Below are 7,182 nucleotides of genomic sequence, written 5' to 3'. Positions count from 1 at the left end.
AAGGGTCGAGCGTTATAGAAGGGGATGCGTGATTTTTGCTAGCATTGCTAGCATAAAAGAGGTGCTGCCCCATGGCGAATTTGACCATTCGGAACCTGGATGACGAGGTAAAGGACCGGCTGCGGATCGAGGCCGCCCGGCATGGCCGGTCCATGGAGGAGGAGGTCCGGCACATTCTGCGGCAGGCCGTTACCCCGGCGGCTCGGGAGCAGGGGCTGGGAAGCCGCATCATGGGCCGGTTCCGTGGGGTTGGGGGCTGCGAGCTTCCGTCCCCGGAGCGGCAGGAGTCGCCCCGCTCGCCTGACTTCAGGGAATGATCGTCCTCGACACCAACGTTATCTCGGAGCTGATGCGCCCGGCGCCCAATGCCGACGTGGTGGCCTGGGTGGATGGCTTGCCGGCGGGGGAGCTGGCGGTGACCGCCGTTACCGTCGCCGAGGTCCTGTACGGGATCGCGCGTCTGGAGGACGGCCAGCGGAAAGGGATGCTCGGGGCCCTGGCAAGGACCATGTTCGAGGAGGAGTTCGGCGGACGGGTGCTTGCGTTCGGCGCCGAGGAGGCGGAGGTGTATGCCGAGCTCGTCGCGCGGCGGCACGCGCAAGGGAGCCCCATCAGCATGGCCGATTCCCAGATCGCGGCCGTTGCCGTTTGCCGGGGGGCCAGGCTGGGGACGCGTAATGTCGGGGATTTCGCCGGGCTGCCGCTGGAGGTGGTCAATCCGTGGGGTGAGGGTGGGTAGGGAGATTGTAGAGGAAAGGGGTTTCTTGGATATTTCCGTGCAAGGGGAAGATGTCCCGCAGGGGCTCAGCAAATCGCAGGCAGCGCTCAAGCGCGGCTTTGATCTGCTGGGGGCGGCCGGGGGGCTGGTATTGACCATCTGGATCATCCTGCCGGCGTGGGTTCTGGCCACGCTGGACACCCGCGCCAACGGGTTCTTCACGCAGGAGCGGGTGGGGCGCAACGGGCGCGTCTTCCGGGTGGTGAAGCTGCGCACCATGCGGCCGGACTCGGGGCTCGATACCACCGTCACCACCGGCCGGGATCCCCGCATCACCCGCCTGGGCCGCTTCTTCCGGCGCACCAAGATCGACGAGCTGCCGCAGCTGTTCAACGTGCTGGTGGGGCACATGAGCTTCGTGGGGCCGCGCCCGGACGTGCCCGGCTACGCCGACGCCCTGGAGGGGGCGGACCGGGTGATCCTGTCCGTCCGCCCCGGCATCACGGGCCCGGCCACACTGGCCTATCGGGACGAGGAGGTGCTCCTGGAGCAGGTGGAGGATCCGGAGCGCTACAACCGCGAGGTGATCTTCCCGGACAAGGTGCGCCTGAACCGGGAGTACGTGGAGGATTGGTCTTTCCGGAAGGACCTGGGGTATATCTGGCGGACGGTATTTCAATGAATTCCTGGCCCCATTACGACCCCGACGAGATCGAGGCCGTCCGGGAGGTTCTGGCCTCCGGGCGGGTGAACTACTGGAACGGCGAGGAGGTTCGCGCCTTCGAGCGGGAGTTTGCCGCCTATTGCGGGGCGCCCTACGGGGTGGCCGTGGCCAACGGCACCCTGGCCCTGGAGCTGGCCCTCTACGCCCTGGGCATCGGAGAGGGCGATGAGGTGGTGGTGACGCCGCGTACCTTCCTCGCCTCGGCGAGCAGCATCGTCCTGCGCGGGGCGACGCCGGTGTTCGCCGACGTGGATCCCGACAGCCAGAACATCACCCCGGACACCGTCCGCGCCGTCCTCACGGAGCGGACGAAGGCGGTCATGCCGGTGCACCTGGCCGGCTGGCCGTGCGATATGGAGGGCTTCCGGGCGCTGGCCGACGAGCACGGCCTCAAGATCATCGAGGACTGCGCCCAGGCGCACGGCGCCACCTACGGGGGTACCCCCGTGGGCGCCTGGGGCGACGCCGCGGCCTTCTCCTTCTGCACAGACAAGATCATGTCCACGGGCGGGGAGGGCGGCATGCTGCTTCTCCGGGATGGGGCCGCCTGGCGCCGGGCCTGGTCCTTTAAGGACCACGGCAAGGACTGGGACGCGGTCTACAACCGCGCGCACCCGCCGGGCTTCCGCTGGCTGCACGAGTCCTTCGGCACCAACTGGCGGCTCACGGAGATGCAGGCCGCCATCGGCCGCATCCAGCTCACCAAGCTGGACGGCTGGCTGAGCCGCCGCCGGGAGCACACCGCCCGCCTGAACGACGCCGGTCGGGATTTTCCCGCCCTGCGCCTCACCGAGCCGCCGGCGCACGTGGGCCACGCCTACTACAAGTGGTACGCCTTCGTGCGTCCGGAGGGCCTGCGCCCCGGTTGGGACCGGGACGCCGTGGTCGCCGCGCTCCAGGAGCGGGGCGTGCCGGCCATGCAGGGGATCTGCCCGGAGGTGTACCGCGAGAAGGCCTTTGCGGGCACGGGCCTGGCCCCCGCCGAGCGCCTGCCCGTGGCCCGGGAGCTGGGCGAGACAAGCATCATGCTGCCGGTGCATCCGACGCTGACGGAGGAGGAAGTGGCGGGGTTCTGCGAGGGGATTCGGGCGGTGATGGGGGAGGCGAGCGGGGTTTAGGCCTAGTGGGGGGGGCGCGCCGGCCCGGCTATTCGTAGTGCGTCCACATGCGGAGGATCTTTACCGTCCTCTCCTCCTTGAGCACTTGGTAGACGAGCCGATGCTGGATGTTGATCCGTCTGGAGTAGGCTCCGGCAAGGTCACCGACGAGCTTTTCGAAAGGGGGTGGGGAGGCCCAGGGGTCCTCGGCCAGGAGGTCCAGCAGTTCCTGGGCCTTGGGCTTGAGGTTGGCGCTTGCCAGCTTTTTGGCGTCTTTTTGAGCCTGCTTGGTAAATACCAAGCGCCAGGTCACCAGCCGGGCTCCTCATCGCACTCATCCAACGGCGTTTCCATGCCTTCGTGAATCGATTCGCGCATCCCCGGGATGGAGAGCAGGTGCAGGGTTTCCTGGATGCTTCGCCAATCCTCCTCCGAGAGTAGAATGGCATTGGTCCGTTTGCCGGTGATCAGGGCGGGCTCATGGGATTCCGCGACCTGGTCGATCAGTCGATAGAGCTGCGCGCGCGCCTCGCTAGCGGTAAGAGTGCCCATGGGTGGCTCCTTATAGATAAACGGGCCGATCGTACGATTAGACGTACGCCATGGCAACCAGTTCCCGCTGCGCGGACCGAGAGGTCGCGGCTGGTAGGCGCTCCTACAGGAGCTTGATCAGCCCTCCGCCGTGCGCAGGGCCACTACCTTGCCCGCCGCGGCCCGGGCCTCCTGCTCCGGCTGCTGGGGCTGGTACTCGGGAGCGAGCTCCCGGACCAGCTCGCGGAGGTCGGCGCCTTCGCGGTCGCAGGCGGCGGCCATGGCCTCCAGGATCCGGTTCAGGTGCTCCCAGTCCACCTCGCGGTACTGGGCCTGGAGGACCTTGTGGTGGGCGGTGGGCTGCAGGGACTCCGCGTCGTGGAACAGCTCCTCGTAGAGCTTCTCGCCCGGGCGCAGCCCGGTGTAGCTGATCTCGATGTCCCGCCCCGGCTCCTTCCCGGAGAGCCGGATCATCTGCTCGGCCAGGTAGCGGATGGGCACCGGCTCGCCCATCTCCAGCACGAAGATCTCCCCGCCCTCGCCCATGGACTCCGCCTGCAGGATGAGCTGGCAGGCCTCGGGGATCGTCATGAAGTAGCGGGTGATGTCGGGGTGGGTGACGGTGACGGGCCCGCCCCGGGCGATCTGCTCGCGGAACACCGGCACCACGCTGCCGGCGGAGTCCAGCACGTTGCCGAAGCGGACAGTGACGAAGCGGGTGGCGGAGCGGGCGTCGAGGTTCTGGCAGAAGATCTCCGCCACCCGCTTGCTGGCGCCCATGATGTTGGTGGGGTTCACCGCCTTGTCCGTGGAGATGAGCACGAATTTGTCCGCGCCGAAGGCATCCGCCGCACAGGCCATGTTGCGTGTGCCGAAGACGTTGTTGCGGATGGCCTCCCGGGACTGCGCTTCCAGCAGGGGCACGTGCTTGTAGGCGGCGGCGTGGAAGACCGTATCCGGCCGGTAGTCGGCGAACATCCCCTCCACGGCCCCCTCGTCGCGGACGTCGGTGAGGGTGGGCACCAGCTCCAGGTCGGGGAACTGTCCGGACAGTTCTCGCTCGATGCGGTAGAGGTTGTACTCGCAGGCCTCCAGGATCACCAGCCGCCGGGGCCCGTAGGCGGCGATCTGCCGGCACAGCTCGCCGCCGATGGAGCCGCCGCCGCCGCTGACGAAGACGGTCTTGCCGGAGAGCCCGGCGCCGATGGCCTCCCGGTCGAGCTGTACGGGGTCGCGGCCGAGGAGGTCCTCGATGTCCACCTCCTGGAGGTCGGTGAAGCGGGCCTTGCCGGAGAGGAGGTCCTGCATGCGGGGGAGGGTGCGGAAGCGCACGCCGCTGCGCTCGCACAGCTCCACGGCCCGCTGCATCTCCTGGTTGGAGGCGGAGGGCATGGCGATGACGATGAGGTTTACGCCCCAGCGGTCCACCACCAGCAGGAGATCCTCGATCCGGCCCAGCACCGGGTGGCCGCGGATCTTGGCCCCCTGCAACGAGGGCTTGTCGTCCAGAAAGCCGACCACCTCGTAGGGGCCCTCGGTCTTCAGGTCCCGGGCCAGCATCTCGCCCGAGGCGCCGGCGCCGAGGATCAGGACGCGGTCGCCCCGGGCGCCGTGGGCGAGGTTCGGCCAGGTGTCCCGCATGAGGCGGAAGAACAGCCGCGGCCCGCTCAGCAGCAGGATCAGGAACAGGGGGTAGAGCACCAGGGCGGTGCGGGGGATGCCCTCCAGGCGGTTGACCAGGAACAGGGCCGTGGCCACGGCGAGGGCGCCGAGCAGGGCGGCGCGGACGATGTTCCAGGCGTCCGGGACACTGGCGAAGCGCCAGACGCCGCGGTACAGGCCCGTCCGCCACAGCAGCAGGCCCTGGATGCCCATCACCAGGGGCAGCGCCTGGAAGGCCGGCTCCGTGGGGAAGTCCGCGATGTGGAAGTCCGTGCGCACCAGGAAGCTCAGCAGCCAGGCCGCCCCGACCATCAGGAGGTCATGGGCCAGGACGAGCTGACGCCGGGAGAGCATGCCGGGGCCTTGGGCCATGGGTGCTGCCTTGGACTGTTGGTTATCGGCGACAGTTTACTCGGTAAAAAGCTGGATTTCTATTCAATCCGCGGTCCAGTGTACAGAAATTGGCGACAAACTGTGTCGTTGGCTCCCGCGCTGTGGCCGGGTACGGCTGAAGGTTCCGGCCCTTTGTTCGCCCGCCTCAGGGACGGCTGGCCTCCCCGCTGGCGTAGAAAAGGTGCCCGCCCAGCGCGGTGCGCAAGGCCATGCCGCCAGACCAGCCCGGCTGCACGCCCCGGGCGTGGTAGTGGTCGCTGCCCGCGGTTGGGTCGCGGACCGCGCCCCCCAGGACCTGCGCCACCACCCGCCGGGCCCTCCGCCAGGCGCGCCGGTCGGCGGGGGCCGGATAGGCGCGGGGGTCGTTGGGGCGGCCGTCGTCCACCCAGGAGAACTGGGCGCCGTCCCGGATGACCTGGCAGGCCTCGTCCGGGAACCGGGGCGCGCGCAGGCGGTTCAGGACCACCATCGTCACGGCCACCTGTCCGGCCACGGGCTCCCCGCGCGCCTCGAAGAAGGCATTGCGCGCCAGGCACCGCCGTTCTGCCCGGGACAGGGGCCGCACCCGGGCCTCCCAGGAGAGCCCGGAGCCTCGCCGGATGGCTCCGGCCGGAAGGGAGATCGGCTCCGGCCCGTAGGACCGGGCGTCCGGCTTCGGCAGTTCGGGGCGGATGGCGGTGCCGCTCTCCCCGGGGCTGGCCGGGGAGTCCATCCCCGCCAGCACCCAGAGGAGTCCCGCCCCCAGGGTGAAGCCTGCCCCGCCAAGATGAAAGGGGAAGGGCATAACCGCTCCCGGGAATGGTCGTAAGGGGTCGTCCCTCCATCCCTTACAGATCCCGGGTGGGGCGTCCAGCACCGGACCCCCGGAAATTGATCGCCCTCCGCCTCGCGCCCTGGGCCGGGAAGTCGCGGTCATGGACCGCTCCCACAATGGCCGATTCGGGGGTCTTTCCGGGGGTCACGTTTCCGGCCGCGCTTCGGTTCCATGGGGTGGCCGCGGGGCCATGCGCAGCAGGCTGGGAATCCCGTACAATGCGGTGTTCCTAGAACAATCATTCGGCAATCCGGAGAGGCCGCGATGGACCGCGAATTCTGGCTGGACCGCTGGAAGAACAACCACTTAGGCTGGCACCTGGAGAAGGTGAACCCGCACCTGCTGGATTTCTGGCCGGAGATGCCCGTTCCCGAAGGGGGGAGGGTCTTCGTGCCGCTGTGCGGCAAGACGGTGGACATGCACTGGCTGGCCACCGAGCGGGGCCATCCGGTGGTGGGAGTGGAGATCTCCGAGCAGGCCTGCCGGGAGTTCTTCGCCGAGCACGGCCTGGAGCCGGAGGTGGCGGACGAGGGGGCTTTCCGGCGCTTCTCCGCGGCCGGGGTGACCATTCTGTGCGGCGACTTCTTCGACCTGGACCGCGCGGCGCTGGGGCCGGTGGACGGGGTGTTCGACCGCGCCTCCTTCATCGCCCTGCCGCCGGAGATGCGCGAGCGCTACGCCCGGGCCATGCACGACCTGCTGCCCAACCGCCCGCCCATCCTGTTCTGGACCCTGGAGTATCCCCAGGAGGAGATGAACGGCCCGCCCTTCGCCGTGCACGAGCCGGAGATGCAGGCCCTGTACGGGGAAGCCTACGAGCTGGAGACCCTGCGGCTGTGGGATGTGTGGGAGGAGAGTCCCGGCTTCCAGGAGGCGGGGGTGACGGAGCTGCGGGAGCACGTGTATCGGCTCACCGCGCGGGAGTGAACGGCGGTCGCGGCCACTGGCCGCTCCCACAGGTGGGCTTGGCGCGGTAGGAGCCCGCTTTAGCGGGCGAATGGCGGATCGGGCCCCGCGACCCGGTGGGCGTCGCCCACTAAAGTGGGCTCCTACGGGGCTCCGGCGGGGTAAAAGGCGGTCGCGGCCACTGGCCGCTCCCACAGGGGCTTTATTGCCCGCTGGGGGAATAGCCTTTTGTGGGAGCGGCTATCAGCCGCGACAGGCCGGGGCGCGAACAGCGGTCGCGGACCGCTCCCACAGGTGGGCTTGGCGCGGTAGGAGCCCGCTTTAGCGGGCGAATGGC

General features: G+C 69.0%; 9 protein-coding genes. 5 read left to right on the top strand and 4 right to left on the bottom strand.

Annotated features, from left to right (window positions below; genetic code table 11):
* Positions 1–71 precede the first annotated feature (71 nt).
* The 4 genes from ACLFRB_RS11175 to ACLFRB_RS11160 all read left to right on the top strand — a co-directional run bounded on the left by ACLFRB_RS11175 (position 72) and on the right by ACLFRB_RS11160 (position 2,560).
* Positions 72–317, top strand: a complete 246-nt coding sequence (locus ACLFRB_RS11175) for a FitA-like ribbon-helix-helix domain-containing protein (protein ID WP_411069092.1) — start codon at positions 72–74, stop codon at positions 315–317.
* Entirely contained in the window at positions 314–739 is a 426-nt protein-coding gene (locus tag ACLFRB_RS11170) for a type II toxin-antitoxin system VapC family toxin (protein ID WP_411069091.1), read from the top strand. Before ACLFRB_RS11175 ends, ACLFRB_RS11170 begins: the two co-directional genes overlap by 4 nt.
* 106 nt (positions 740–845) lie before the next feature.
* Positions 846–1,400 carry a sugar transferase gene (locus ACLFRB_RS11165; protein ID WP_411069093.1) on the top strand — a complete coding sequence of 185 codons (555 nt, stop codon included), beginning with the start codon at positions 846–848 and terminating at the stop codon, positions 1,398–1,400.
* The gene (locus tag ACLFRB_RS11160) at positions 1,397–2,560 is read left to right on the top strand and encodes a DegT/DnrJ/EryC1/StrS family aminotransferase (protein ID WP_411069090.1); all 1,164 of its coding nucleotides are present in this window, start codon (positions 1,397–1,399) and stop codon (positions 2,558–2,560) included. Before ACLFRB_RS11165 ends, ACLFRB_RS11160 begins: the two co-directional genes overlap by 4 nt.
* Positions 2,561–2,588: 28 nt before the next feature.
* Here the strand turns inward: ACLFRB_RS11160 and ACLFRB_RS11155 are convergent, their stop codons facing one another.
* The 4 genes from ACLFRB_RS11155 to ACLFRB_RS11140 all read right to left on the bottom strand — a co-directional run bounded on the left by ACLFRB_RS11155 (position 2,589) and on the right by ACLFRB_RS11140 (position 5,909).
* Positions 2,589–2,852, bottom strand: a complete 264-nt coding sequence (locus ACLFRB_RS11155; protein WP_411069089.1) for a Txe/YoeB family addiction module toxin — start codon at positions 2,850–2,852, stop codon at positions 2,589–2,591.
* A complete protein-coding gene (locus ACLFRB_RS11150; protein WP_411069088.1) occupies positions 2,849–3,091 on the bottom strand; it encodes a type II toxin-antitoxin system Phd/YefM family antitoxin in 243 nt (80 codons plus the stop codon). Before ACLFRB_RS11150 ends, ACLFRB_RS11155 begins: the two co-directional genes overlap by 4 nt.
* Before the next feature lie 117 nt (positions 3,092–3,208).
* A complete protein-coding gene (locus tag ACLFRB_RS11145; protein WP_411069087.1) occupies positions 3,209–5,104 on the bottom strand; it encodes a polysaccharide biosynthesis protein in 1,896 nt (631 codons plus the stop codon).
* A gap of 166 nt (positions 5,105–5,270) precedes the next feature.
* A complete protein-coding gene (locus tag ACLFRB_RS11140) occupies positions 5,271–5,909 on the bottom strand; it encodes a cell wall hydrolase (RefSeq protein ID WP_411069086.1) in 639 nt (212 codons plus the stop codon).
* A gap of 294 nt (positions 5,910–6,203) precedes the next feature.
* Here ACLFRB_RS11140 and ACLFRB_RS11135 point away from each other — a divergent pair, with 294 nt between their 5' ends.
* Positions 6,204–6,866, top strand: coding sequence for a thiopurine S-methyltransferase (locus ACLFRB_RS11135; RefSeq protein WP_411069085.1), 663 nt, complete (start codon positions 6,204–6,206; stop codon positions 6,864–6,866).
* The last annotated feature ends 316 nt before the right edge of the window (positions 6,867–7,182 follow it).

This window comes from Thiohalorhabdus sp. (assembly GCF_046545655.1).
In the GTDB taxonomy this organism is placed as follows: Bacteria; Pseudomonadota; Gammaproteobacteria; order Thiohalorhabdales; family Thiohalorhabdaceae; genus Thiohalorhabdus.
The sequence above is the reverse complement of the archived record's forward strand: the minus strand, read 5'-3'. Positions and strand labels throughout refer to the sequence as shown.

Bases quoted from the DNA above. Each gene is read 5' to 3' on its own strand.
- ACLFRB_RS11160 (WP_411069090.1), top strand. From the start codon at position 1,397: ATGAATTCCTGGCCCCATTACGACCCCGACGAGATCGAGGCCGTCCGG.
- ACLFRB_RS11175 (WP_411069092.1), top strand. From the start codon at position 72: ATGGCGAATTTGACCATTCGGAACCTGGATGACGAGGTAAAGGACCGG.
- ACLFRB_RS11140 (WP_411069086.1), bottom strand. From the start codon at position 5,909: ATGCCCTTCCCCTTTCATCTTGGCGGGGCAGGCTTCACCCTGGGGGCG.
- ACLFRB_RS11135 (WP_411069085.1), top strand. From the start codon at position 6,204: ATGGACCGCGAATTCTGGCTGGACCGCTGGAAGAACAACCACTTAGGC.
- ACLFRB_RS11150 (WP_411069088.1), bottom strand. From the start codon at position 3,091: ATGGGCACTCTTACCGCTAGCGAGGCGCGCGCGCAGCTCTATCGACTG.
- ACLFRB_RS11145 (WP_411069087.1), bottom strand. From the start codon at position 5,104: ATGGCCCAAGGCCCCGGCATGCTCTCCCGGCGTCAGCTCGTCCTGGCC.
- ACLFRB_RS11170 (WP_411069091.1), top strand. From the start codon at position 314: ATGATCGTCCTCGACACCAACGTTATCTCGGAGCTGATGCGCCCGGCG.